The sequence below is a fragment of the Parafrankia sp. FMc2 genome (assembly GCF_041008525.1).
Classification (GTDB): Bacteria; Actinomycetota; Actinomycetes; order Frankiales; family Frankiaceae; genus Parafrankia.
Genome location: NZ_JBFLUG010000025.1, coordinates 36,887 through 62,008, shown reverse-complemented (window position 1 = coordinate 62,008; position 25,122 = coordinate 36,887). Strand labels below are relative to the sequence as shown.

The following is a 25,122-nucleotide window of genomic DNA, read 5'->3' as shown; positions in this document are numbered from 1 at the left end:
AGCGCCAACCCCACCACGGAGGCCTCACCCATGGATCTCGGCGTACGCGATCGCGGTTTCCTCATCGTCGGCGGGACGGCGGGCATGGGGCTGGCCACCGCCGAGGTGCTCGTCGCCGACGGCGCGCGGGTCGCGCTCGTCGGCCGGGACACCGACCGGGCCCGGGCGGCCGTGGAGCGGCTCGGGCAGAGGCACGCGACGGCGCTCGTCGGCGACGTCGGCCGCCCCGGCGAGGCCGAACGCCTCCTCACCGAAGCGGTCGGGACCCTCGGCGGACTCGCCGGCGTCGCGGTGACGACCGGCACGTCCACAGCCGCGCACGCGAGCCTCGACGCGGCATCGGACCAGGTCTGGGCAGATGCCGTCGACGACGTGCTGATGGGGACTGTCCGCACTGTCAGGGCGGCTGTTCCGCACCTGGTCGCCGGCGGCGGGGGCACCGTGGTCACCACCGCGGCCTACGGAATGCGCGCCTACCACCCGGACCGCCTGCCCTACATCACCCTCAAGAGCGGCGTCGCCGCCTTCACGAAGACCGTCGCCAGGGCCTACGGCGGCGCGGGCGTGCGGGCCAACTGCGTCTGCCCCGGCGCCATCGAGACCGCCTCGCTCGCGGCCCTGCGCGGGACACTCGCCCGGGAGCGCGGCGTTCCGCCGGCCGGCCTCCTCGAACAGATCATGGTCGAGGAGTGGCACATGGACGTGGCCCTGCGCCGGCCGGGCACACCGGGCGAGGTCGGCGACCTGTTCGCCTTCCTCCTGTCGCCCCGCGCGGGCTACCTCACCGGCGCCGTCATCAACATCGACGGCGGCACCCAGTTCTGACCCGACGTCCGCCATCCCCCTCGTCGGGCGCCGCGGCGCCTACCGCCCGCTGAAGTCCGGAGACCGCCGTTCCCTGAAGGCGACGAGCCCCTCCCTGAAGTCGGCGGTGCGCGACGCCAGCTCGAGCGCGAACGCCTCGTCCTGCATCGCCTCGGTCAGCCCCAGCTCCAGCCCGCGGTTGACCAGGCGCTTGGTGAGCCCGACGGCGACCGTGGCAGCCTGCCCGAGTGTCTCGACCAGCTCCGTGGCCGCCCCGGCCAGCTCGGCGTCAGGCACCGCCCGGTAGATGAGTCCCCACGCGGCGGCCTCGGTGCCTGACAGCCGCCGGCCGAGCAGCATCAGCTCCTTGGCCCGGGCGATGCCGACCAGGCGGGGCAGCAGCCAGGTAGCGCCACTGTCCGGGCTGAAGCCCCGGGTCAGGAACGGCTCCCAGAACCGGCTGCTCTCGGCGGCCACGGTGAAGTCGGCGGCGAGCGCGAGCTGGAACCCCAGGCCGACGGCGTGGCCACGGACGACGCAGATGACAGGCAGCTGCACCTCGGTGATGAGCTGGATGAGCCGGTGCGCCTGCAGCGCGGTGCGCCGCTGCAGGCTGCCGGGGCGCGGCCGGGCACCGCCGGCGGTGTTCGAGGCCACCCAGTCAGCGCCGGAGCAGAAGTCCGGGCCGCGGCTCTCGATCACGACCACGCGGAGCGCGTCGTCGGTGGCCGCGTCCTCGAGGGCGCCGACGATCCGGCGCACCGCCGCGGCGTCGAGGGCGTTGCGGCGTTCCGGTCGGTCGAGGCCGACGCGCAGCACGCCGCCGTCCCGGTCGAGGCCGACCCCTGCCTCCGTAGTCACCGACACCCCCTTCTCTCGCCTGTCGCCGCGGCGGTCGGACCCTCGCAGCGGTCACACCGGGCGCCCCGAAGGGGACTCGCGGAGGGTGACATGCGTCGGTACCATGCTAACTCCCAGCCCGGAAATATCTAGAGATATAGCATGTCATCGCTGGATGGCGGGACTGTTCGATCAGCGAGAGGGAGAGCCCATGAGCGACGGTCGTGTGCTGCTGGAACGCGACGAGGGGACGGGGATCGCCCGCCTCACGCTCGACAACCCCAGCCGCCGGAACGCGTATGACCCCGCGATGCGGGAACAGCTCGGCACCTACCTCGACGAGCTCGCGGTCGACGACGCGATCAAGGTTGTGCACCTGCGCGGCACCAGTGGCGTCTTCAGCACGGGCGCCGACATGGCCAACGCCTACGCCTGGTACGGCGACGCCGCGAAGGACTCCGCCCGCCGGCGCCCCAGCCAACGCCGGCGGCTGTCCGTCGACCGCAGGTCGTTCGGCTTCTACCACAACTTCCTCGGCTACCCGAAGGCCACGATCGCCGAGGTACAGGGCTTCGCGCTCGGCGGCGGCTTCGAACTCGCGCTCATGGCCGACATCGCGATCGTCGCCGGTGACACCCGGATCGGGATGCCCGCGACGCGGTTCCTGGGCCCGGCCCTCGGCTCCCTGCACATGTTCTTCTACCGGCTCGGCCCCGTCCTGGCCCGCCGCCTGCTCCTCACCGGCGACATGATCCCCGCCAGCGACCTCACCCACCTCTCGATCTTCACCGAGATCCTCGACAACAGCGACGACGTGCGCGCACGCGCCGACTGGTGGGCCCGCAAACTCGCCCGCATGCCCGCCGACGGCATCGTCATCGCCAAGGAGGCCTTCCGCCTCGTCGAGCAGCTACAGGCCTACCAGGGCGAGGAGGTCACCAGCTACCTCTTCCACGCCTACGGCACCAACCTCCAGTTCCAGGACGACGAGTTCAACTTCGTCAAGACCCGCGCCGAGCACGGCACGAAACGTGCCTTCCAGCTCCGCGACGAACACTTCGACCTCCCCAGCCCGGGAACGACGACCGGCTGACGGGCAGCCGGCACGGTCGCCCCCGACACGGTCACCCCCGGCACGGCGGGCCCGCGCCGGACGACGGCGTTGCTGGCACCTAAACATCTAGATGTAATGCGCCGACCGGGGAAGGAACGGTTCTAGCTGTAGTCGTTGAAGAGGACCGAGACCCGGTGCTCCGACGACGGGAACGCCGGCACGGCGATGAGGTCGCGGTGGCCGTCGGTGCCGCGCTGTACGGATTCCAGGGTGATCGCCGTGTCGCCGGCCGGCAGGAAGACGTCCATGCCGGTCATGAAGATCACCGAGAAGAAGGCCGGTATCGGCGCGGTGAGATCCGTCCTGCGGTCCGTTCCGACGTCGGTGAGGAAAAGGCCGATGGGCCGCTTCTCCCGGGGCGTGTTCGCGGGGTTCAGCAGGTTCGTCCCGTCGGCGAGCAGCTGGTCGCTGCCGGGTCCCTGGTCGCCCCACCATTCCCGGTATCGGCTGATGGTGATGTTGGTGTGGGCCGGTGAGGTCTCCATCCGCGCGCCGAGACCCTCGCCGGGGCGGCTGGTGAGCAGTCGGATGAGTCTGTCGCTGCGCTGGAACGGCTGGAAGTAGAAGTGGTGGGTCGCCGCCCCCGGGCGCAGGACGGCGAACTCGTAGGAGGCGCCCGCGCGGGCGGTGATCGGCCCGAAGGCGCCCTCGCCGGTGAGGGCGGTCGTGGCGACCGGGCTGCCGGGCCGGCGCTTCCCGGTAGCGGCCTCGACCTCGTGGACCTCCAGTCGGCCCTCGCTCAGGCCGACGTTCGTCGGGAACAGCACCGCCCGGCCCGACAGCTGGATCATGCCGCCGGCAGTCGGTCGGATCTCGGTGGTGGCCGGCTTCCTGCCGGTGAAGAACTCGAACTCGGCCTCGAAGGTGCGCGGCGAGGTGACCGACTCGGTGTGCCCGAGATCCGCGAACTGGACGTTGTCCGCGCCGACAATCTGGCGGGCCGGATCGCCCTCGGCCCAGACCGCGAGGGTGGGCACCCCGCCGGGCGGCGCCTGGGCCGTCCGGCCGTCCAGGTTGACGTAGTGCGCGACGCGCGCGGCCCGCTCCGGCCGACTGGCGAGGTAGTCCTGGCTGATCATGGTGCCCATCGAGTGCCCGACGAGCTCCACCCTGGCCGCACCGGTCGCCGTGAGCAGGGCGTCGATGCGCGCGTCGATCCGGGCATGTACCTGCTCGGCTGTCTCCACCGTGAAGGTGGAGTCCCAGTCGATCGCGTCGATGTGGCCGACCGGATAGCCGTTCGCGGCGAACCGGCGGGCCGGTGTCTCGAACTGCGCCCCCGAGCCGGCCCCGCCGTGTACGAACAGGATCGGCAGGCGGGACGGATCGGCTGGCGGTTCCACCGGAATGGCGGTCGGGACGGGCGTCGGCGGCGCGGAGGAATCCGAACACGCGACCGTTGCGGCCCCGGTCACCGCCATGGCCAGGAATGCACCGCATAACGCGACGTACGGCCTTCGAGTACTGGGCATCGATTCTCCTCCACTGCTGGACGGGAGGGCACTTCGACGCCGATCCGGCCCACCCACGCCCACACGCGCGAGGCCGAAACGTACAGCGCCCGGATTCCGGCGGGCAACCACAGCAACACGGTCGGGCATACCAGGTGACTCATACCCCCGGGCCTTCATCACCTGGATCCCGCCTTCACGCACAGCCCCGAAGCGTCGTTTCGAGAGGCTCGTTCTGGAATCGGGCGCGAACGTGTTCTCGACGGCGCCGGGGCCGCTGGCGCAGCAGCGGCGGCCTGGCAGGGGCGGGACGGGGCGGCGGAGAGATGGCGGAGGGATGGGGCGGATCCGGGTGCGTTCCTGGCAGATCCCATGGCGGCGATCGGCACACTACGATCCGACAGGTGGGGCTCGGGTCACTCCTGCGCCGGCGCGGGGCCCGCTTCCCGGTCGGCGGCTGCTCCGGCTGCGCCGCGGACTCGGGGGGCTGACAGTGGACGCGCTCAACTTCGCCTTCGGTGTGATCGGCGTGTTGTCCTTCGGGTACGCGGTCTGGGTGAACCGGCAGGCGGAGAGCACCCGGCGGCTGACGAACCGGCTGACCACGAGCATCCGCGACCTGGCGAAGTCGATCTACGACACCAACCGCGACACCACCACCGAGGGCTACGCCCGCAGCATCATGCAGATCTGCGACAGCCTGCTCCCCGACACACCTGATACCCCGCCCCTGGTCGGCCGGGTCATCGTCCGGTACTTCGGCGGTCAGATGCCGCCACTGGAGACCGCCGTCGGCCAGGTCATCGACCTGCCGGACATCGGGGTCGGGCGGGTGATCCGGGGCCGGTACATCTCGGAGAGCCGCAAGGCCCTCGTCTACGGGCCGCGCGAGACGCTGCCGGTGCGCGGTTCCTACCGCGCGTCGTTCCGGCTCGCGGCCGAGGCCGAGCCGGGCGTCGACCTCGCCGCCGAGGAGCCGATCGCGCGCATCGAGGTGTACGTGCATCTGCGACGCGAGAAGCTCGCTGCCCGCGACCTGCGGCCGGGCGAGCTGACGTCGTTGTTCGACTACCACGAGGTCGGTTTCACCTGCGACAGCGTCGACGACCTGTTCGAGTACCGGGTGATGCTGCTGCGGCCCGGTGCCATCGTCTCCTTCGAACGGGTCACCGTGTACCGCATCTCCGACTGACCACCCGGCCAGGGTCCCGACCGAGGTGAGCGGGCCCGCGGGCCGAGTGTGACCAGTACCGCCCCGGCTAGCACTGACGATGCGGAGATATGCATGATACATATATTTGTGTAGTACAACGAAGTAGAGGAGGAAGCATGGCTTCCGGCGAGGACACCGACCGCTCCGCTCCGGTCGCCACCCGTCGCGCGGGCGATGTGCCGCACGTCAACGCGATCGTCGCGGTCCTGGGTGCGGTGGGCGTCGTCGTCGCGATGATGCAGACCCTGATGGTGCCGCTGCTCCCCGTGCTGCCGTCGCTGCTGCACACGAGCCCGGCCGACGCCTCGTGGGCGATCACGGGCACCCTGCTGGCCGCGGCCGTCGCCAATCCGGTGTTCGGCCGCCTGGGCGACCTCTACGGCAAGCGGCGCATGATCTTCGTCTCCGGCTTCGTACTCGCCGCCGGCTCCGTGGTCTGTGCCCTGAGCGACACGCTGGTTCCGCTGGTCGTGGGTCGGTCGATGCAGGGCCTCGGGCTGGCGATCATCCCGCTGGGCATCAGCATCATGCGGGACCTGCTCCCCGCGAAGCGGCTCATCCCGGCGATGGCGCTGATGAGCTCGTCGCTCGGAATCGGCAGCGCCCTGGGTCTGCCGATCGCGGCGGCCGTCGCCCAGCAGGCCGACTGGCATGTGCTGTTCTGGACGTCCACTGTCGCCGTCGTACTTCTGATGGTGCTGGTGTGGCGGGTCGTGCCCGAATCACCGGTCCGGGGTTCGGGCCGATTCGACCTGCCCGGTGCGGCCCTGCTCTCCACGGGCCTCGTCGCCCTGTTGCTCGCCGTGTCGAAGGGAAGCACCTGGGGTTGGTCGAGTGGCATCACCCTGGGACTGTTCGCAGTGTCGGCTGCCGCCCTCGCCGGGTGGGGCTGGTGGGAGACCCGCGCCCCGGCTCCGCTCGTCGACCTGCGCACCACGATCCGGCGTCCGGTGCTGCTGACGAACATCGCCTCCGTCACGCTGGGCTTCGCGATGTACGCGAACTCGCTGATCAACCCGCAGTTGCTCCAGCTCCCGAAGGCCACCGGCCACGGCCTCGGCCAGTCGCTGCTCGCCACCGGGCTCTGGATGGCACCCGTGGGGCTGGTGATGATGGCCGTGTCGCCGCTGGCCGGCCGCCTGATCACCGCGCGTGGCCCGAAGATCTCTCTCGTCACCGGCTCGGCCGTCGTCGCGGGTGGTTACTGCCTCGCCATCGGATTCACCGGCAGCCCGCTGGGAGTCCTTCTCGTCAGCTGCGTCATCTGTGCCGGCGTCGCGCTGGCGTACGCGGCCCTGCCGACACTGATCATGCAGGCCGTTCCGGCCTCCGAGGGCGCCTCCGCCAACGGCCTCAACACCCTGATGCGCGCCATCGGAACCTCGGCAGCGAGCGCGGTGATCGGCGTGGTGCTGGCGAACATGACGATCCCCTTCGGCCCGACGCAGGTGCCGTCCCTCGCGGGTCTGCACCTCGGCTATCTGATCGGCGCCGCAGCCGCCCTCGCCGCCGGCCTTGTCGCCCTCGGCATCCCCGGTCGGGCAGCACCGACACCGAACCTCACCGTTCCGGAACAGACCCGCTCCACGCCCCAGGCCATCCAGCCGGCTGTGGCGATGGCCTCGAAGAACTGAGCCCCCGGCCCCGACGTCCCGCGATCAGGACCTCAGCACCTCAGCACCTCAGTACCCCAGGACACCCATGGCCAAAGCGTCAGGGACCATACCCGCGTGTCCATCGGGTACGTTCCAGTATTTCGTCGAGACTGCCCTTGCGGCTGTCCCAGGCGCGACGGTTGCGACCATCGATCAGCGGGCGGGCCGCCTCGACCGGATCGATCTGGAAAGGCGTGAGCTCGGCGTGCACGACACCGTCGAGATGCCAGCGCACACGCCTCACCGTGTTGTAGACATCGCCGTCAAGGCGTATCTCGTCACCGGTGCGCGGGGTGTGCAGGGTGTCCATGTCGTAATGCCAACGCATGGCAACGCGATTGAACTGGAATCCCGCACCGGCTTCCGGCGGGTAGATATCCAGCCACAGACGGACGGTCATTCGACCTCCTGGTAAGCCTGCGCCAACCATACCAACCGGCCGAATTCGAGGGCAATCGGTCCGGGCGGGAAGGCGGGATCCCGCCCCGACCTGAGGCTGGCACACAGGAGGCCTCACGCCGGTGTGCGGGCAGCTGCAACCGGTGACAACATTCGGCGACCGGCCTGCCACGGCCGGTCGCGCGGCGATCGACACAGCGCGGCGGCGTCCAACCAACGAGGCGGCTGCTACCGATGGCTCACGAACCAACCGTTCACGGCGTGACGTACGACCTGCTCCGAGCGCTGGGCATGACCACCGTCTTCGGTAACCCGGGGTCGACGGAGGAGCCGTTCCTGCGGAACTTCCCGGCCGACTTCACCTATGTCCTCGGCCTGCAGGAGGCATCCGTCATCGCCATGGCCGACGCGTTCGCGCAGGTCACCCGGCGACCCGCACTGGTGAACCTGCACTCCTCCGCGGGGGTCGGGAACGCTGTCGGGAACCTGGTCACGGCCTACCACGGACACACGCCGCTGATCGTCACCTCTGGCCAGCAGCACCGGGAGATGCTGGTCGGCGAGCCCTACCTCGCCAACCGCGACGCGACGACCCTGCCGATGCCGTGGGTCAAGTGGGCCTATGAGCCGGTCCGCGCCGAGGACGTCCCCGCGGCCCTGATGCGGGCCTACGCGATGGCGGTGCAGCCTCCGGCCGGCCCGGTCTATCTCTCGATCCCGCTCGACGACTGGAACGTCCCGCTGGCCGGCCCGGCAGTCGTGCGCGGCGTGAGCGCCGTCGTCGCGCCCGACGCCGAACGGCTGCGGGGCTTCGCCCAGCGCATCTCGGCGAGCCTGCGCCCGGCACTGGTGATCGGCCCGGACGTCGATCGGCGCGGTGGCTGGCACGCGGCCGTAGCCCTCGCCGAGAAGCTGCAGGCTGCCGTGTACGGCCCGCCGTTGCCGGACCGCATCTCCTTCCCGGAGGAGCACCCGCTCTACCAGGGACCCCTTGGCCTCTCGCTGAAAGCGGTGAGCGAGCGGCTGGCCGGGCATGATCTCGTGGTCGTGGCCGGAGCCGAGGTCTTCCGTTACTACCCCTATGTGGCCGGTGAGGTTCTACCCGCCGGCGCCGAGCTGCTGCAGCTCACGGACGACCCCGCGGTGGCCGCGTCGGCGCGCGTCGGCGACAGCCTGCTCGGCGACCCGCGGATCGCCCTGGAACTTCTCACGGAGCAGGTGGCGGAGGGCTCCCGGCGGACCCCTCCGCGACCGCTGCCCCGGGCCAGAACACTGCCGGACGGACCGAGCCGGCCACTGACGGCTGCGGAGGTCCACGCGGCACTGCACACGGCCCGCCCGGCGGACGCCGTCATCGTCTACGAGTCGACCTCGACGATGGCCCTGCGGGACGAGTGGCTACCGACGGTCGGACCCGACTCGTTCTTCGCGACGGCCAGCGGCGGCATCGGGTGGGCGGTGCCGGCCGCGGTCGGGGTGGCGCTCGGTGACCGGGCGCGCGGCAGGCGCCGCCCGGTGATCGGCGTCATCGGCGATGGTTCCTTCCAGTACTCCGTGCAGGCGGTCTGGACCGCCGCCCAGCACGCACTGCCCATCGCCTACGTCGTCCTGCGCAACCGGGAGTACTCGGTGCTGAAGTCCTTCGCCGAGCTGGAGAACACGCCCGGAGTTCCGGGACTCGACCTGCCGGGGCTGGACATCGCCTCACTCGCGCGCGGCTTCGGCTGTCGGGGCGTCCAGGTCGACACCACGGACGAACTCGAGAAGGAACTCACCGCGGCTCTCACGACCGACACCCCCACCGTCATTGTGGTCGAGACCCGGCCGCAGCACGCCGATCTCTGACCCGCACCGGTCCGGAACGTCAGCCGTCCTGTCTGGTACCGCACCACTGCTCCTTCCCGTCAGGTCCGGGAACGACCTCGTAGGCAGTGCCCGTGGCATTCACCTTCGCGAAGGTGAGGCAGGTCGCCGGCCGGCCGCGATTGGCGCTCAGGTCCACACCACCTGGCATGAGACCGGCCGCCGGGTAGTCGGTGACTGACCGAAGGCCGCGGTGGAATGCTTCTCGCGTCGGGCACTCACCCGCCATTTCCAGGCCACGCACCAGCATGTCGGCCGCCACGTAGGAGCTGAGCACGGTGATCTGGTCCGGGTCCGGGGTCTCGGCCGCGTAGCGGGCCATCGTTTCCCGGAAATTTCTCAGGTTGGGCGATGCGGAGTCCCAGGAAATATGGTCGAAGAAAGCCGTCGCGCCGGCCAGGTCCGTCCCCGCCTCTGCGAGCAGGCGCTTGTCGTAGGCGACCGCGGACAGAACCGTCCGGTAGGTGACGTTGGCTGCGCGGGAGGCCCGGAGCAGCTCGCGCAGCCCGTCGATCGGAGTCTGGACAACGAGCACGTCGGCCTGGCTCGCCGCGATCCTGGCCACCGTCTGTCCCGGAGAGCTCTGGCCCACCGTGTACGGGATGCGCGCCACCAGTGCCACACCCTGGCCACTCATGCTCGCGATCATCTGATCGCTGAGGGCCTGCGACGGTTCCGACAGGGACTCTTCCACCACAGCAACCCTGGTACCGCCCTGGGCGACCGCGAACTCGCCCAGAGTGCTCACGGCGCCGTTGGTCGAGTACAGGTAGTCAGGCGCGAACATGGTGTCGTAGTCGTTCCAGGCCGTCTCGGAGGCAAGGCCGACAACCGGGATACCGGCACCCGCCAGATAGCGGGCCGAACCCGACGCGGCTGTCGTGAGCTGCGCGATGCCGAACACGCCACTGCGCTCCACGATTCTGCGTGCTGCGACATCGTTCCTCGAAGGCTGACCAGCGTCGTCGGCCAGAACGATCTCCAACTCGCGGCCGTGCACGCCTCCGGATTCGTTCGCCAGGGAGACACGGGCCTCGAAACCACTGCGGGCGGCGCTGAAGACCGAGCTCAGTGGCCCGGTGGCCGGATAGATCAGGCCGATTCTCACCCGATCGACGCCGATGCCCGGCGTGGTACAGGGCGAGGCGGCGGGGGCTGGCGCGCTGTCAGCGCTGCACCCGGCGCCCGCCAACAGCATCATCGCGGCAGCGGACGCCGCCGCCACCACGGTGCGTCGCCGACGGCTCGCAGCCAGAATCCCAGTCATCCAGCTAAAGTCTCGGACAGCATGCTGCACGGGCACCCGGAAACCTGGGTCGGCAACAGCTCGGCGTACCGGCGACCTGTTTCCGGGCGATGCTGTAGTTCAGCACCGAGAACCTCGCAGGTTTTCTTCCGATACATGACGTCAGTGTCCTTACTGTTTGGGAGAATGGGTCCGTACAGTTCAGTTCGAGCTGCCCGACGCATTCACGGGCAGGCTCTGGCGGTCGGCAGGACCACAGCGAACACGCGGGCCTCGGGTGCGCACGTGCCGACATGCCCACGCCACGGCGCATCTCGTGGTACCCGATGACCGTCACCACGACGAGATGCGGCAGTGGCGACTGCAGGCCCATCGCGATACACCGCTCCCGATACAGGCACACAGGCGTCGAGGAGAGACGTCTCGCCGAAGGAATGGTCGTCTGCCAATCAGTGGCCTGCGCCCCTCCTGAGGGTGGTTCCGACGGCATGAAGCATATTAGGCGGTCGCCAAAGGCGATGCGAGACTTTCTAGCACAGAATCACGAGCATGGCAAGGCGCATCCAGGGAAACACCAACACCACCCACGTCGCAGAGTTTTTTGTCGCGAAGCCCCCGCTCCCGCGTCCGCGGACTGGGGAGCCGGGTGGACGGCCTATCCGTCAGAGAAGCCCCGAGTGACGCGTAAACGACCCAGCGCGACCCGACCTGGCAGTCCTCTCATCCGCCCCGCAGCACCGCCAGGCGCGGGTGCCGGCGCGCGGGAGGCGTCGATCGCTCCTGCGCGCCCGGATCACGCCCTACACTGACGAGCTCCCGGGCCGTGATGCGACACGTGTCGCGATGCGGTGGCGGGAGCGCCCTCGAAGGACGGGAGAACTAATGCGGGTGTTACTCGTCGAGGACGACGTGCCACTCGCCGACGCGGTGACCCGGGCCCTGCGCCGGGAACGCTTTGCCGTCGATGTGGCTCACGACGGTGATGCCGCACTCGCGAAGATCGACGTCGTCGACTACGAGATCGTCGTCCTGGACCGCGGTCTCCCCGGCCTGCACGGTGACGCCGTGTGTGAACGCATCGTGGGCGACCGGCGACCAACCCGCGTTCTCATGCTCACCGCCTCGAACAACGTCTCCGAACGGGTGGAGGGACTGATGCTCGGGGCCGACGACTATCTCCCGAAGCCCTTCGACATGCGGGAGCTGGTGGCACGGTTACGGGCCCTCGGCCGGCGAAGTCAGCGGGCGGTGCCACCGGTGCTGCGATGGCGGGACATCGTGTTGGACGCGAGCCGTCGAACGGCCCTACGCGGCGACCGCGACCTCCGTCTCACCAACCGCGAGTTCGCGCTGCTCGAAACGCTGATGCTCGCGGACGGAGCCGTACTCAGTGCGGAGCAGCTCATGGAGAGTGTGTGGGACGACCGGCTCGATCCGTTCAGCAACGCGGTCCGCGTCACCGTGCTGACCCTGCGCCGTAAACTTGGCGATCCGCCGGCCATCATGACCGTTCCCTCCGCCGGATACCATCTGAAATGAAGATCAGGACTCGGATCACCGCTATGATCTCCGCTGCGCTGGTCGTTGCCGGATCATCAACCCTGATAGTCAACACGTTCGCGCTCAGGAATGTCGAGTACCCGTCGGTCTACTCTTTCAACAGCGCGCTGCTGGATGAGCTGAGCATTTCGCAGTCGACCGTGGTCCAGCACATTCGGCAGCATCCGGAGGAGCTTTTCGGTTCGCAGTTCGCCGAGCAGCCACTGCCGGACGGCAGGACGGTCGGCGAGGTGGCGCGCACCCTCCAGCAACGTCCCATTGACGAGGCACTCGCGAACGCGCGGCGCTGGTCGTTCGTCGGTCTGGTCGCCGTGCTCGTGGGGGCGGTGGGGGCGGCCTGGGTGCTGGCTGGAAGCATCCTGCGGCCGATCCGGAGGATGACCGCCCGCGCACGATCGGCATCCGTGTCGGACCTCGGGGCGCGTGTGTCGGCCGGTGGCCCGAACGACGAGATCAGGGAACTCGCCGACACCTTCGACGCGATGCTCGATCGGCTCGCCTCGGCGTTCGACGCACAGCGCCGCTTCGCCTCCCAGGTCGCGCACGAACTTCGCACGCCGCTGGCCACCACCCGGACCGAGATCGCGATGCTGCTCGATGACACGACCGACCGTGACACCGCCTGCCGACTGGAGGCGGCCCGCGACGCCGTCGACCGCGGTGAGCGTCTCGTGGCACGGCTGCTCGTGCTCTCCCGCGTCGACCTGCGCGCGCTCGAGAAGTCGAGGTTCGCGTTCGACGAGCTTGTCGGCAACGTCCTGGGCCGGGTCGTCGAGGGGCCGGCGTTCTCCCGACTGCGCGTCGATGTGGACCTGCGAACCACCGAGGTGACCTGCGACCGCGCGCTGGTGGAGAGCCTCGTGCGGAACCTGCTGGACAACAGCGCCCGGCACAACCGGGCCGCCGACGGCTGGGTACGGGTCGAGGTCGCACCCGACCCGGAGAGCGGCATGGCACGGCTGGTCGTCGCCAACTCGGTCGCCGCCCCGACCGAATCCTTCAGCCGGCTACCCGGCCAGGACGTCGGCCCTGCGCCCTCCTCTCCCGGCGGACCCGGCGGGGCCGACAGCGACGTCCCCAGCAGGCCCGGGACAGGGCTGTCGATCGTGAACGCGGTGCTGCGCGCCCATGGCGGCGCCATCGCATGGACCCGCTGTCCCGACGGGGTCGCGGCCCACATCACGATTCCCGCTGTGCGGGTGACCGAGCAGCCAGGCGTTCCCACGGTCAGCTAACGCTCCGCTAACACGGCTTTCAGTAGCTTCCCCCCGGCATTCGTCGCCGTTGTCCGTGGGGAGCACGCCGTGCCGAGATCGACATCCGCACCATCCCGACCAGCACCATCACGAACGCGACCACGGAGGTCACGGTGGTTACTCGGCTGCCTGGCCGCGGTCCTGGTGGCGGTTCCGGCGTGTTCGGACTCGCAGCCGGACAGACCGGCCGACACCGGGAAGCCGGCCGGCGGGGTTCCCGCGCCGCCGGCGCCGGAGCCGATCTCCGTCCGCGAGCTGCCACTGCCACCGGTCGCACCCGGCACCGATCCGGGTGCGTGCACGGCTGCCGCCAACCCGCGCCGCACGGGGTGCATCAGCAGGAGCGGGGGCTTCCAGTCGGGCGGCTACCTGCCGGACGGCGCCCATGTCACAGCCCGGGTCTCCTTCGCCGGCGCACCCGCCGCGCCCGACCCCGCGAGCATCTACAGCGGCGACCAGTTGATCATCGTGCGAACCGATGGGAGGGCCTTTCCCAACGGCGACGCCTGGAAGTGCGTGACCTGCGGGGTGCCGGCCGCGAACGCGGTGGGCACCAACGAGGCGAGGGACTATCCCCAGCCTTTCCGGGACGGAAGGCGGGTGCTCCTCGGCACCAACATCGTCGACTGTGGGAACCATCAGCTCACCGACGCGGCCTGTACCCCGGCCGAGACGCACATCTATCCCATCCGGTGGAACAACACCGCGGACGGCTCCGGCAGGGGCGGGAGCATCCGCGAGCTGCGTATCCATCCGGACGACGTCCACCTCGGCTTCAGCAGCTTCACCATCGCGAACGGGCGGTTCGGCCAGTTCTCCTATCTCGGACGTCTGGAGTTCACCCCGACGCCGGAGACCGGCACACCCACGGCGCCGCGCTACGACGTGGTCACCGTGACCCGGTTGTTCGACCCGGCCGACACCCAGCCGATGTCCGTCGACCCGAAGGACCCGCGCAGGCTGGTTTACGACCGCGCGGCGCTGTCCGTCGGTGAGCTGCGCGGCTTCAGCGCGGACGGCCGGGAGGTCACCTACATCGGGTACCCCGAGGAGTCGTCCAACATCGACGTGTTCGCCGCCGACCTGAGCACGGGCAAGGTCCGCCGCCTGACCTCGAATCCGGAGTACGTCGATCCGGTCGACCTCTCCCCCGACGGCAGGTGGACCGTGGCCATGGACACCCGCGGCTCCGACCGCCAGATGTTCCTGGCCGGGATGCGCGGCGTCCCGCCGATCACGGACATGATCACCACCAGTGCGACCTCGTCGACCCGCAACAACGGGCAGCGGCGGTTCTTCCAACCGATCCTCATCGACAGCCACGGTGACCGCGGCGGTTATCAGGGCCAGCGGATCAACGCCGCCGGCGACGGCGGTCCGGGGAGCGTCAACGATCCGAACTGGAACGGCATGGCCGACCCGAAGTGGGCACCCGACGGCACCGCCATCGTCTACTGGCAGGCGCTGGCCTCCCCGCCCGCCTGCGGCGGCGAGAACCCGCTGCCCTGCGAGACCTCCACCGCGCAGGGTGGCCGGACCTACCGCCTGATGATCGCTGAACTCACCAGCCGCGCACCCGCACCAGCGCCGACGGTCGCGCCGATCCCGGACGACGTCCCGTGGGGGGTGAGGTACGAGCCCGGCAGCGCGATTCCGACCCGGCCGCACGTGCCCGCAGGCACGTACACGCTGGCCGGTGTCAGGGGCGGCGCGGCGACGGTGGTGGTCACCGAGAGCGCCGACAGCATCGCCGTCGAGACCGTCGCGGTCACCTACGCCGACTACACCGACGACGGCGTCAGCACTCTGAACGGCACCGAGAAGGTAACGGTGACCATCCCGGCGCTGACCACGTCCAAAGTCGACTGGTACTCCGACCTGACCCAGACAATCCGCGCCGCGGACGGGTCCACGACAACGAACACGAAGAAGACCAGTGCTGACGGATTCCATCTCACCATCGACGTCCTGACCAACATCTTCGACGCCACCGGCACGCTCACGACCACCCTTGACGGCAGGGCCTACCGGCAGCCGGCCAACCAGACGTGAGCAGATGTGACGTGACACACCCAGAACATTGAACTAGTGTTCAAACATCAGCTAACTGGGCGCTTCCGCCTTCGGCAGTGGCCGAGGCGGAGGCAGTCACGGCGTGGGGGGCGGTGATGCGCTCCTCCCGCATCACGGGCACCAGCCGAGGAGATCCAGTGGGAAAGCTTGACGGCAAGATCGCGTTCATCACCGGGGCGGCTCGCGGCCAGGGCCGCAGCCACGCGATTCGTTTAGCCCAGGAGGGCGCGGACATCATCGCGGTCGACATCTGCGCCCAGATTGCCTCGGTGCCCTACCCGATGTCCACCCCGGAGGACCTGGCGCAGACCGTGAAGGAGGTGGAGGGCCTGGGTCGGCGGATCGTCGCCAGGCAGGCCGACGTCCGAGACCTGCCCGCCCTGCAGCAGGCCTTCGACGACGGCACCGCCGAGCTGGGCCCGGTCGACATCGTCCTGGCGAACGCCGGCATCGGGCCCGGTGGAATGGCCACGGAGGACGACCAGTGGGCCGACGTCATCAGCGTCAACCTCACCGGCGTGTGGAACACCGGCCGGGTGGCGATCCCGTCGATGGTCGAGCGGAACCAGGGCGGCGCGATCGTGCTGACCAGCTCCACGGGCGGCCTGATCGGCGTGGGCCTTCCCTCCGCGGGGTTCCAGGGCTACACCGCCGCCAAGCACGGTGTCGTCGGGCTGATGCGGTCGTGGGCCAACTACCTGGCCCCGTACAGCATCCGGGTCAACAGCGTCGCCCCGACCACGGTCAAGACACCCATGGCCGCCAACGGAGACCTGTCGGTCATCACGGCGGGGTCGCCGGAGCTCGCGCGGGTGCTGGCCAACGCGATGCCGGTCGACGCGGTTGATCCGGTCGACGTCTCCAACGCCATCCTGTGGCTCGTGTCGGAGGACGCCCGGTACGTGACCGGCACGGTCGTTCCGGTGGACGCCGGTCAGCTGAACAAGCGCTGACCCACGCGGACGAGCCCGTACCGGCAGGCACAGGCCGCCGGTACGGGCTCGCCGCAGTACGGGACCGACAGCGGCGTCGAAGGGTCACTGACCGAGTTCGTCGCGACCTAACGCTTTATTTTGGCGCTCGGTGCCAATATGGTGATTCGCACGGTCCTCGGCTTCCCGACCGCGGCGGCCACGACGTCCGCGGCGGCGGGAGACGACGAAGGAGACATCGTGCAGACACCGATCACACCCGCGGTTGCAGGGCAGTCCGGCGGGGCCACCGACCTCGGGATCGACGACACGACCGCGCAGGCTCCGCTCGAGGAGGACGCGCTGATCGAGGAGGTCTCGATCGACGGCATGTGCGGCGTCTACTGACACCGCCGTGCTGCCGGGCGCTGCCGCCGACGAGGTGGACACGATCCTCGACGAGGCGTGGGAGCTGTCACGGGTGGTGGCGCTGCGCCCCGAGCCGTTCGGGGCACTCGCCTACCACTTCGACAACCGCCGACTGATCTTTCTCAAGCGCCCGGAACTGGTCGAGGTTGTGCGCGGTCTGGGCGCTGCGCCGGACGTCCGGACCGCGCTGACCAGGGCGGGTGTACCCGCCGGCCAGTGGGCCGCCTACGCCCGCGCGCTGCGCGGCCTCGCCGAGGCCGATGTGATCCGTCATCGCGAGACCCCGGGAGAGGCCCGATGACCACCCTGACCGACGCTCCGGCGGCCGGGACGTCCAGTCCCGCCGCCGTCTCCCTGGTGCAGCGGTTCGAGCGCGGACTGGACGCGCCGATCTGTCTGACCTGGGAGCTGACCTACGCCTGCAACCTGTCGTGTGTGCACTGCCTGTCGTCCTCCGGTCGTCGTGACCCACGCGAGCTGAGTACCGCGCAGTGCGAGGCGATCATCGACGAGCTCCAGGCGATGCAGGTCTTCTACGTCAACATCGGCGGCGGGGAACCGACCGTCCGCCCGGATTTCTGGCACCTGCTGCAGTACGCGGTCGACCGTCACGTGGGCGTGAAGTTCTCCACGAACGGCGTGCGCCTCGACCGGGCGCGGGCCCGGCAGCTGGCCCGCACCGACTACGTGGACGTCCAGGTGTCGCTGGACGGCGCCACCGCGGAGGTCAACGACCGGGTACGGGGCCGGGGGTCGTTCGCGATGGCCCTGCGGGCGCTGGACAACCTGGCCGAGGCCGGGTTCCGGGACGCGAAGGTGTCCGTCGTGGTGACCAGGGAGAACGCCGGCCAGCTCGACCAGTTCCAACGCATCGCCGACGACCACGGTGCGACGCTGCGGCTCACCCGGCTGCGCCCCTCCGGGCGCGGCGCGGACGTCTGGGACGAGCTGCACCCGACCGCGCAGCAGCAGCGGGACCTCTACGACTGGCTGGTGGGGGCGGGCGAGAAGGTCCTGACCGGGGACTCGTTCTTCCACCTGGCCGGCTTCGGCGAGAAGCTGCCCGGCCTGAACCTGTGCGGGGCGGGGCGGGTGGTCTGCCTCATCGACCCGGTGGGTGACGTCTACGCCTGCCCGTTCACCATTCACGAGACCTTCCGGGCCGGCAACGTCGTCGCCGACGGCGGCTTCGCCCCGGTGTGGCGCACCAGCGAGCTGTTCCGTGAGCTGCGCGAGCCGCAGAGCGGCGGTGCCTGCTCGTCCTGCGGGTTCTACGACGCCTGCCGGGGCGGCTGCATGGCGGCCAAGTTCTTCACCGGCCTGCCACTGGACGGCCCGGACCCGGAGTGTGTGCAGGGCTACGGGCAGCAGGCCCTGGCCGACCCCGGGCGAACCGTGCCGGCGGCGGACCACGACCACTCGCACCGCACCGGCCGCAGGGCGCGGTCCGCCGGCGAGCCGGTGCTGGTCCAGATCGGCCCCCCACCGACCGCGGTGGCGGCTGTGCCGATCGCAGTGACGGCACCGCCGGTCCCGGCGTGCGCCGAGAACCCGTTGGCGGGCTTCACACCCACGGGCTGAGACGTGATCGGACGCGGCTGCTCCCACAGCGGAGCGCCGCGAGAGGTGGATGATGAGCAACTCATGGTTCGAGTCGGTCGCCGAGGCACAGCGCCGGGCACGCCGAAGGCTGCCGACATCGGTGTACAGCGCGCTGCTGGCCGGCTCGGAGGCAGGTGTGTCCTACCGGGACAACACCGGGGCGTTCGACGAGCTCGGCTTCGCCCCGCATGTGGCGGGGCTGTCGCCCAAGCGTGACCTGCAGACCACGGTGCTGGGTCAGCCCATCTCCCTGCCGGTGGTCATCTCGCCGACCGGGGTCCAGGCGGTGCACCCCGACGGCGAGGTGGCGGTCGCCCGGGCGGCTGCCGCCCGCGGCACGGCGATGGGCCTGTCATCCTTCGCCAGCAAGCCCATCGACCAGGTCATCGCGGCCAACCCGCAGACCTTCTTCCAGATCTACTGGATGGGCTCCCGGGACTGGATGATCCGGCGGATGGAGCACGCCCGCCAGGCCGGCGCGGTCGGGCTGATCGTCACGCTGGACTGGTCCTTCTCCCACAGCCGGGACTGGGGCAGCCCGTGGATCCCCGAACGGCTCGACCTGAGGACCATGGCCAAGCTGGCGCCGCAGGGCATCACCCGGCCGCGCTGGCTGTTCGAGTACCTGCGCACCGGGCACCTTCCCGACCTGAGCGTGCCGAACCTGGCCGAACCCGGCGAGCAGGCCCCGGTCTTCTTCGGCGCGTACGGCGAGTGGATGCAGACACCGCCGGCGAGCTGGGAGGACATCGCCTGGCTGCGGGAGCAGTGGGACGGGCCGTTCATGCTCAAGGGCGTCTCCCGGGTCGACGACGCCCGCCGCGCGGTCGACGCCGGGGTCAGCGCGATCTCTGTCTCCAACCACGGCGGCAACAACCTCGACGGCACCCCCGCCCCGATCCGGGCGCTGCCGGCCATCGTGGGCGCGGTCGGCACCGACATCGAAGTGCTCATGGACGGCGGGATCCGCCGGGGCGGGGACGTCGTCAAGGCACTCGCCCTCGGCGCCCGGGCGGTCATGATCGGCCGCGCGTACCTGTGGGGGCTGGCCGCCGGCGGGCAGGCCGGCGTCGAGAACGTCCTGGACGTCCTGCGCAACGGCATCGACTCGACGCTGCTGGCGCTCGGGCGTTCCTCCATCCACGAGCTGACCCCGGACGACGTCCTGGTACCCGCGGGCTTCACCCGGGCACTCGGCTCGCTCGGCTCCGCGGCCGGGCGATGACCGCCAGGCCACCGGCGCCCCCGAGTCTGGCGGAACGCCCCTGGCCGCTCGTCCCCCGCGGGCCGCTGCTCCTCGTCCCGGTGGGGGCCGTCGAGCAGCACGGGCCCCACCTGCCCCTGACCACCGACACCACGCTCGCTGTCGCGGTGACCGAGGGCGCGGCACAGCGTCTGCAGGATCGGCGTCCCGACGAACCGGTACTGGTCGCGCCCGCGATCGCCTACACGGCCAGCGGGGAACACCAGTCGTTCCCGGGCACGATCTCCATCGGTGGCCAGGCCCTGCACCTGATGCTGGTGGAGCTGGTCCGTTCCGCGGCCACCTGGTGCGGACGGGTCGTGTTCGTCAACGCGCACGGCGGCAACCTGCGCTACCTCTCCGCGGCCGTCGCGCAGCTGCGCCGCGAGCAGCACGACGTCGCGTGGGTGCCGTGCGGAACCGGGTCCGGAACCGGGTCCGGGCACGGGATCGTCGACGCGCACGCGGGGTTCACCGAGACCTCACTGATGCTGCACCTGGCTCCGCACCAGGTGGACATGACCAGGGCGGCCGCGGGCAACACCGCGAGCCTCCCCGAGCTGCTGCCCGCCATCAGGACGGGCGGGGTGGCCGCCGTCTCGCCGTCCGGGGTGCTCGGCGACCCGACCACCGCCACCGCCCGCGACGGGGAACACCTCCTGAACGGCATGATCACAGAGGTCTGCGCGCTGGTGGAAGGTGGAGCCGTCGACACCGACGGCCGTCTCCGCGCGCCCCGGCCCGCGGTGGCGCCGGCGTGAGCCCGCCGGTCGAGCCGGGCCGCGTCGCGCTGGTGACCGGGGCGGCGCGCGGGATCGGCGCGGCGACCGTCCGCGCGCTGTGCCGGCAGGGGTACCGCGTCGTCGCCGTCGACAGCTGTGCGGGGGAGGCGGCGGAGGCGGACCTGCCGGGTGTCGCGTACCCGCTGGCCGACAAGGACCAGTTACAGGCGCTGTGCGACGACCATCCCGGCCAGGTGGTCGCGGTCGTGGCCGACGTGCGCGACCGCGCGGCGATCGATGCCGCCGCGGCCACCGCGGTCGAGCGCTTCGGCCGGCTGGACGCCGCCGTGGCCGCGGCGGCCGTCATCGTCGGGGGCCGTCCGCTCTGGGAGACACCGGCCGCCCACCTGCAGACACTGTGGGATGTCGACGTCCTGGGCGTCTGGAACACCGCCGCGGCCACCGTGCCCCTCATGCTCGGCGGGCCGAACCCCGCCAGCTGCCGGTTCGTCGCCGTCGCCTCGGCCGCCGGCACGCGCGGCCTGTTCCACCTGACCGCCTACTGCACGGCCAAGCACGCCGTGATCGGCCTGGTGCGGGGCTTGGCGGCGGACCTCGTCAACACCGGAGTCACCGCCGTGGCCGTCGCCCCCGGCTCGACCCGCACCTCGATGTTGGAGGCCACGGCGTCGCTGTACGAGCTGCCGGACGTCGAGACCTTCGCCTCCTCCCAGCTCACCGGCAGGCTGATCGAGCCGGCCGAGATCGCCGGGACCATCGCCTTCTGCTGCTCCCCCGCCGGGGGCGTCCTGACCGGTTCCGTGGTCAGTGCCGAGGGCGGTTTCCGCGGATGAGCGCCCACCAGCCTCCCGGCCCCGTCGTCGAGCCGAGCCCCGTCGTCGAGCCGAGCCTCGTCGTCGAGCTCGGCCGCGACGTCCGCGTGTACGACGGCGGCCGGACGCTGGTCGGCGGCGCACCGCCGCGGCTGCTGCGGCTGCAGGAAAGAGCCGCGCAGCGCCTGGTCGACCGCCAGCTCCACGTGGTCGACGACCTGTCCGGGAAGCTCGCCGACCGGTTGCTCGCCTGCGGTGCGGCCGGCCCGGTGCTGAGCGCGCTGCCGCCGGCCGACCCGTCCCAGCTGACGGTGGTGGTTCCCGTCCGCGATCGCGAGCAGGCTCTGGAGCGGTTGCTGGCAGGCCTCGGTGGCGGCCTGCGGGTGGTCGTCGTCGACGACCACTCGCGCGACCCTGCCGCCATCGCCCGGGTGGCGGCGCGGCACGGCGCCGAGCTGGTGGCGCTCCCTTACAACCGTGGCCCCGCCGGTGCCCGCAACGCGGGGCTGGCGGCGGTCGCCACCCCGTTCGTCGCCTTCGTGGACTCCGACGTCGTCGTCGCCGCGGACAGCCTGGTGATGCTGGCGCGGCACCTCCATCTCCCCCGCGTCGCCGCTGTCACGCCCCGGATCCTGGGTCTTCCGACCACCGGGAGACCCAGCTGGATCTCCCGGTACGAGAACGCCCGCTCGTCGCTCGACGCCGGCCCGGACGCCGCGCTGGTGCACCCGCACTCCCGCGTCGGCTGGGTTCCCGGCGCCTGCCTGGTGGCCCGGGCCGACGCCCTCGGCGACGGCTTCACCGACAGCATGCGCGTCGCCGAGGATGTCGACCTGGTCTGGCGCCTGGTCGCGCAGGAACAGCAGGTCCGGTACGAGCCCGCCGTCACCGCCTGGCACGACCACCGGACCCGGCCAGCGGCCTGGCTGAACCGCAAGGCCTTCTACGGGACGGGCGCGCATCAGCTGGCCCGCCGGCACGGCGCCGCCGTGGCACCCGCGGTGCTCAGCCCCCTGGCCGGAGCCACGGCCGCGGCGCTGCTGGCCCAGCGGCGGTGGTCGGTCCCCGCGGCCCTCACCCTGGTCGCGGTGATGTGTGCCCGGCTCACCCGCGTGCTGCCCCGCGACGGTGACCGCGCGCGGCTGACCGCCGACCTCGCCGGCCGGGGCCTGGCCGCCACCGCCAGCCAGACCAGCGCGCTCCTGCTCCGCCACTGGTGGCCGCTGAGCCTCCCCGGCGCCCTGGTCTCCCGCCGCCTGCGCCGTGCGGTCCTGACCGCGGCGGTCCTCGACGGCCTCCTCGACTACCGCCGCTCCGCTCCCTCGCTGGACCCGGCGCGCTTCGTCCTGGCCCGCCGCCTCGACGACCTCGCCTACGGAGCGGGCCTGTGGGCCGGCGCGCTCAGAGGCCGCTCGCCCCGCCCCCTGCTCCCCTCGTTCCCGCCGCGCCGCGACCGGGCGCCGGCACGCCGCGGCCGGCGACCGGGACGTGACGGGAGCGCTCCCGCGAGGGGAGGCACCGGACCCTGACGGCCCGCCGCCCGGCCGGGTCAGTAGATTTCGAGGTCTATGGCCGACCTGCCGAGGCGCCCGAAGGGCCGCCCACCCGTCACCGATCACGGCGCGATCGAGCGGGCGGCATTCGCGGCTTTCGCCGAACGCGGCTTCGACGCCACCACCCTGGATGCGATAGCCCAGGCCGCCGGTATCGGAAGGAGGACCCTACTCAGGTACTACCCGTCCAAGAATGATATTCCGTGGGGCCGGTTCGACGAGAGTCTCGCCGGGCTTCAGGCTTCCCTGGAGGCGATGCCGCATGACATCCCGGTGTTCGAGGCGGTACACCGGGCGGTGCTCGCGTTCAACCTGTTCCCGACCGAGGCCATTACCCAGCACCGGCAGCGAATGATCCTGCTGCTCAGGACGCCCGCCCTGCAGGCGCATTCGGCACTGAAATACCGGCAGTGGCGCGAGGTCATAGCCTCCTACGTCGCTGCGCGGCACGCCGTGGACCCCGGTGACCTGCTGCCGCGTACGGTGGGCCAGGTAACCCTGGCGCTGGCCCTCTCCGCCTACGAGCAGTGGCTCGACCACGAGGACGGAACGATCGGAGATTTTCTCGACGAGGCGCTGTCCGGGCTTCGGCTGTACTTCGCCGACCAGCGTCCGTGACGCGTGTACATACGGGCGGACCATCGATAGGCTGTGCGCGGATCATATGCTGACGCCCGTGCGGATCTGTGCTAAAACGAGTGTTCAGCAAGCCGGTTCGGACTTCCCGTCCACTGATAAACACGACGCCCGAGAGCGTCGGTACGAGCACGTTGATGCGAACACGAAGGGGCGCGGGCACGCGATGTTACGGTGGCCCAGACAGGACGCAGGTAATCACCTCGGGCGCACACACGTGCGGCTCGGGTGGAGTGGCGCGGGCGGCGCCGCTCCCGGTGTTCCGGAGAGGTCGCTCCCGTGAAACCGGCGCCGTTCGCCTACCACGCGCCATCCAGCCTCGACGAGGCTGTCGCGCTGCTCGCCGAGCACGGCGACGGTGCCAAGGTCCTCGCCGGCGGGCAGAGCCTCGTTCCCATGCTCGCCCTGCGCCTCGCGGTCTTTGATCATCTGATCGATCTCGGGCGCATACCGGAGCTGCGGGGTCTCGAGCGCCGGGGCGGCACGATCCGTCTCGGCGCCGGCACCACCCACGCGGCGGTCGGCTCGTCCGCCGAGGTCGCCGAGGCGGTCCCGCTGCTGAGCCGGGCGACACCCTTCATCGGTCATTTCCAGATCCGCAACCGCGGCACGATCGGCGGTGCGATCGCCCACGCGGACCCGGCTGCCGAGTATCCGGCGGTCGCGCTGGCGCTGGACGCGGAGCTGGAGACGGTGTCGCCCCGCGGGCAGCGCACCATCCCCGCGGCAGACTTCTTCACCGGCACGTGGACGACGGCGCTCGCCGACGACGAGATCCTGACCGGCGTCACCTTCCCGGTCTGGGGCGGCCGCAGCGGGCATGCGATCGAGGAGCTCGCCCGGCGCCACGGTGACTTCGCCGTCGCGGGCGCGACCGTCGCCCTGGAACTCGACGACGACGGGCGCGTCGGGCGGTGCGCGATCGGCCTGCTCGGCCTCGGCTCGACACCGGAACGCGCCACCACCGCGGAGGCGACTGTCACCGGCACAGCCATCGCCGACGTCGACGCCCAGGCCGTCGGCGAGGCGGCGATGGCCGCCCTCAGGTCCGTCCCGGCCGACCTCCACGGGTCGGCCGACTACCGCAGGCGCGTCGGCGCCGCGATGGTGGCCCGTGCCTGGCGGCGCGCGGCGCAGGAGGCTCTTCATGAATGAGATCGAGATCGAGACGCGCGTCAACGGCCTCGCGCGCCGCGGGCGGGTCGAACCACGTCTGACGCTGGCCGACTACCTGCGGGAGCACTGCCACCTCACCGGGACACACCTCGGGTGCGAGCACGGGGTGTGCGGCGCGTGCACGGTCCTGCTGGACGGCGCGGCGGTACGGGCCTGCCTCGTCCTCGCGGTGCAGGCCGACGGCGCCGAGGTCACCACGATCGAGGGGCTGGGTGAGCCTGACGCGCTGTCGCCCGTGCAGGAGGCGTTCCGCGATCACCACGGCCTCCAGTGCGGCTTCTGCACGCCTGGTTTCGTCGTCTCGGTGACCGCGTTCCTCCGCGACAACCCCGACCCGTCCGACGACGAGATCCGCGCCGGCCTGTCCGGCAACATCTGCCGCTGCACGGGCTATCAGGGGATCATGAAGGCCGTGCGGGCCGCGGCGCGCAGCACGCCGTGACCGCTGTCGGGCCGTCGGCGGCGCACCCGGGCCCGGGTGCGCCCGGGCTGGCACAGCTGCCCGCGGCCCGGGCCGCGTACCCCGGCCGCGGCCGTTCTCCC

At 71.0% G+C, this 25,122-nt stretch carries 23 protein-coding genes; 19 read left to right on the top strand and 4 right to left on the bottom strand.

Annotated features, from left to right (window positions below; translation table 11 throughout):
• Positions 1-30: 30 nt before the first annotated feature.
• Positions 31-825: an SDR family NAD(P)-dependent oxidoreductase gene (locus AB1460_RS11820; RefSeq protein ID WP_368961076.1), complete on the top strand. Its 795-nt coding sequence runs from the start codon at positions 31-33 to the stop codon at positions 823-825.
• 39 nt (positions 826-864) lie between these two features.
• Here the strand turns inward: AB1460_RS11820 and AB1460_RS11815 are convergent, their stop codons facing one another.
• The gene (locus tag AB1460_RS11815) at positions 865-1,665 is read right to left on the bottom strand and encodes an enoyl-CoA hydratase/isomerase family protein (protein WP_368961075.1); all 801 of its coding nucleotides are present in this window, start codon (positions 1,663-1,665) and stop codon (positions 865-867) included.
• Between the two features lie 190 nt (positions 1,666-1,855).
• Between AB1460_RS11815 and AB1460_RS11810 the strand changes: the two genes are divergently transcribed.
• Complete coding sequence (locus AB1460_RS11810; protein WP_368961073.1) at positions 1,856-2,737, top strand: enoyl-CoA hydratase/isomerase family protein; 882 nt, start codon at positions 1,856-1,858, stop codon at positions 2,735-2,737.
• 122 nt (positions 2,738-2,859) lie between these two features.
• On the opposite strand, the gene AB1460_RS11805 is transcribed toward AB1460_RS11810, so the two are convergent.
• Positions 2,860-4,230 carry an alpha/beta fold hydrolase gene (locus tag AB1460_RS11805; RefSeq protein ID WP_368961072.1) on the bottom strand — a complete coding sequence of 457 codons (1,371 nt, stop codon included), beginning with the start codon at positions 4,228-4,230 and terminating at the stop codon, positions 2,860-2,862.
• A gap of 472 nt (positions 4,231-4,702) precedes the next feature.
• On the opposite strand from AB1460_RS11805, the gene AB1460_RS11800 reads away from it, so the two are divergent.
• Together AB1460_RS11800 and AB1460_RS11795 are read left to right on the top strand one after the other, a co-directional pair.
• Positions 4,703-5,401 (top strand): hypothetical protein, encoded by a 699-nt coding sequence (locus AB1460_RS11800; RefSeq protein ID WP_368961070.1) that lies wholly within the window; start codon positions 4,703-4,705, stop codon positions 5,399-5,401.
• Between the two features lie 137 nt (positions 5,402-5,538).
• Positions 5,539-7,056 carry an MFS transporter gene (locus AB1460_RS11795; protein ID WP_368961069.1) on the top strand — a complete coding sequence of 506 codons (1,518 nt, stop codon included), beginning with the start codon at positions 5,539-5,541 and terminating at the stop codon, positions 7,054-7,056.
• Between the two features lie 79 nt (positions 7,057-7,135).
• On the opposite strand, the gene AB1460_RS11790 is transcribed toward AB1460_RS11795, so the two are convergent.
• The gene (locus AB1460_RS11790) at positions 7,136-7,477 is read right to left on the bottom strand and encodes a hypothetical protein (protein WP_368961067.1); all 342 of its coding nucleotides are present in this window, start codon (positions 7,475-7,477) and stop codon (positions 7,136-7,138) included.
• A 233-nt stretch (positions 7,478-7,710) separates the two neighbouring features.
• Here AB1460_RS11790 and mdlC point away from each other — a divergent pair, with 233 nt between their 5' ends.
• Positions 7,711-9,321: a benzoylformate decarboxylase gene (gene mdlC, locus AB1460_RS11785; RefSeq protein WP_368961066.1), complete on the top strand. Its 1,611-nt coding sequence runs from the start codon at positions 7,711-7,713 to the stop codon at positions 9,319-9,321.
• A 19-nt stretch (positions 9,322-9,340) separates the two neighbouring features.
• Here the strand turns inward: mdlC and AB1460_RS11780 are convergent, their stop codons facing one another.
• Positions 9,341-10,606: an ABC transporter substrate-binding protein gene (locus AB1460_RS11780; RefSeq protein ID WP_368961065.1), complete on the bottom strand. Its 1,266-nt coding sequence runs from the start codon at positions 10,604-10,606 to the stop codon at positions 9,341-9,343.
• An 861-nt stretch (positions 10,607-11,467) separates the two neighbouring features.
• Between AB1460_RS11780 and AB1460_RS11775 the strand changes: the two genes are divergently transcribed.
• From AB1460_RS11775 to AB1460_RS11710, 14 genes are all read left to right on the top strand, one after another.
• Positions 11,468-12,124, top strand: coding sequence for a response regulator transcription factor (locus tag AB1460_RS11775; protein ID WP_368961063.1), 657 nt, complete (start codon positions 11,468-11,470; stop codon positions 12,122-12,124).
• A gap of 23 nt (positions 12,125-12,147) precedes the next feature.
• Positions 12,148-13,380 carry a histidine kinase dimerization/phospho-acceptor domain-containing protein gene (locus AB1460_RS11770; protein ID WP_368961062.1) on the top strand — a complete coding sequence of 411 codons (1,233 nt, stop codon included), beginning with the start codon at positions 12,148-12,150 and terminating at the stop codon, positions 13,378-13,380.
• Between the two features lie 165 nt (positions 13,381-13,545).
• Complete coding sequence (locus tag AB1460_RS11765; protein ID WP_368961060.1) at positions 13,546-15,453, top strand: TolB family protein; 1,908 nt, start codon at positions 13,546-13,548, stop codon at positions 15,451-15,453.
• A 158-nt stretch (positions 15,454-15,611) separates the two neighbouring features.
• Complete coding sequence (locus tag AB1460_RS11760) at positions 15,612-16,427, top strand: mycofactocin-coupled SDR family oxidoreductase (RefSeq protein WP_071083354.1); 816 nt, start codon at positions 15,612-15,614, stop codon at positions 16,425-16,427.
• 138 nt (positions 16,428-16,565) lie between these two features.
• Entirely contained in the window at positions 16,566-16,793 is a 228-nt protein-coding gene (gene mftA, locus AB1460_RS11755) for a mycofactocin precursor MftA (protein WP_368961058.1), read from the top strand.
• Positions 16,794-16,800: 7 nt separating this feature from the next.
• The gene (gene mftB, locus AB1460_RS11750; protein ID WP_368961057.1) at positions 16,801-17,115 is read left to right on the top strand and encodes a mycofactocin biosynthesis chaperone MftB; all 315 of its coding nucleotides are present in this window, start codon (positions 16,801-16,803) and stop codon (positions 17,113-17,115) included.
• Positions 17,112-18,395, top strand: a complete 1,284-nt coding sequence (mftC, locus tag AB1460_RS11745; protein WP_368961055.1) for a mycofactocin radical SAM maturase — start codon at positions 17,112-17,114, stop codon at positions 18,393-18,395. The genes mftB and mftC overlap by 4 nt, the downstream gene beginning before the upstream one ends.
• A gap of 49 nt (positions 18,396-18,444) precedes the next feature.
• Positions 18,445-19,641, top strand: coding sequence for a pre-mycofactocin synthase MftD (gene mftD / locus AB1460_RS11740; RefSeq protein WP_368961054.1), 1,197 nt, complete (start codon positions 18,445-18,447; stop codon positions 19,639-19,641).
• The gene (gene mftE / locus AB1460_RS11735; protein WP_368961053.1) at positions 19,638-20,420 is read left to right on the top strand and encodes a mycofactocin biosynthesis peptidyl-dipeptidase MftE; all 783 of its coding nucleotides are present in this window, start codon (positions 19,638-19,640) and stop codon (positions 20,418-20,420) included. The genes mftD and mftE overlap by 4 nt, the downstream gene beginning before the upstream one ends.
• Positions 20,417-21,235, top strand: coding sequence for a mycofactocin-coupled SDR family oxidoreductase (locus AB1460_RS11730; protein ID WP_368961051.1), 819 nt, complete (start codon positions 20,417-20,419; stop codon positions 21,233-21,235). Before mftE ends, AB1460_RS11730 begins: the two co-directional genes overlap by 4 nt.
• Positions 21,232-22,743 carry a mycofactocin biosynthesis glycosyltransferase MftF gene (gene mftF, locus AB1460_RS11725; protein ID WP_368961050.1) on the top strand — a complete coding sequence of 504 codons (1,512 nt, stop codon included), beginning with the start codon at positions 21,232-21,234 and terminating at the stop codon, positions 22,741-22,743. The genes AB1460_RS11730 and mftF overlap by 4 nt, the downstream gene beginning before the upstream one ends.
• A 39-nt stretch (positions 22,744-22,782) precedes the next feature.
• On the top strand, positions 22,783-23,385 hold the full coding sequence (gene mftR, locus AB1460_RS11720) for a mycofactocin system transcriptional regulator (RefSeq protein WP_368961049.1): 603 nt from the start codon (positions 22,783-22,785) through the stop codon (positions 23,383-23,385).
• Between the two features lie 297 nt (positions 23,386-23,682).
• Positions 23,683-24,558, top strand: a complete 876-nt coding sequence (locus AB1460_RS11715; RefSeq protein ID WP_368961048.1) for an FAD binding domain-containing protein — start codon at positions 23,683-23,685, stop codon at positions 24,556-24,558.
• Positions 24,551-25,021 (top strand): (2Fe-2S)-binding protein, encoded by a 471-nt coding sequence (locus AB1460_RS11710; RefSeq protein WP_018636437.1) that lies wholly within the window; start codon positions 24,551-24,553, stop codon positions 25,019-25,021. Before AB1460_RS11715 ends, AB1460_RS11710 begins: the two co-directional genes overlap by 8 nt.
• Positions 25,022-25,122: the final 101 nt, after the last annotated feature.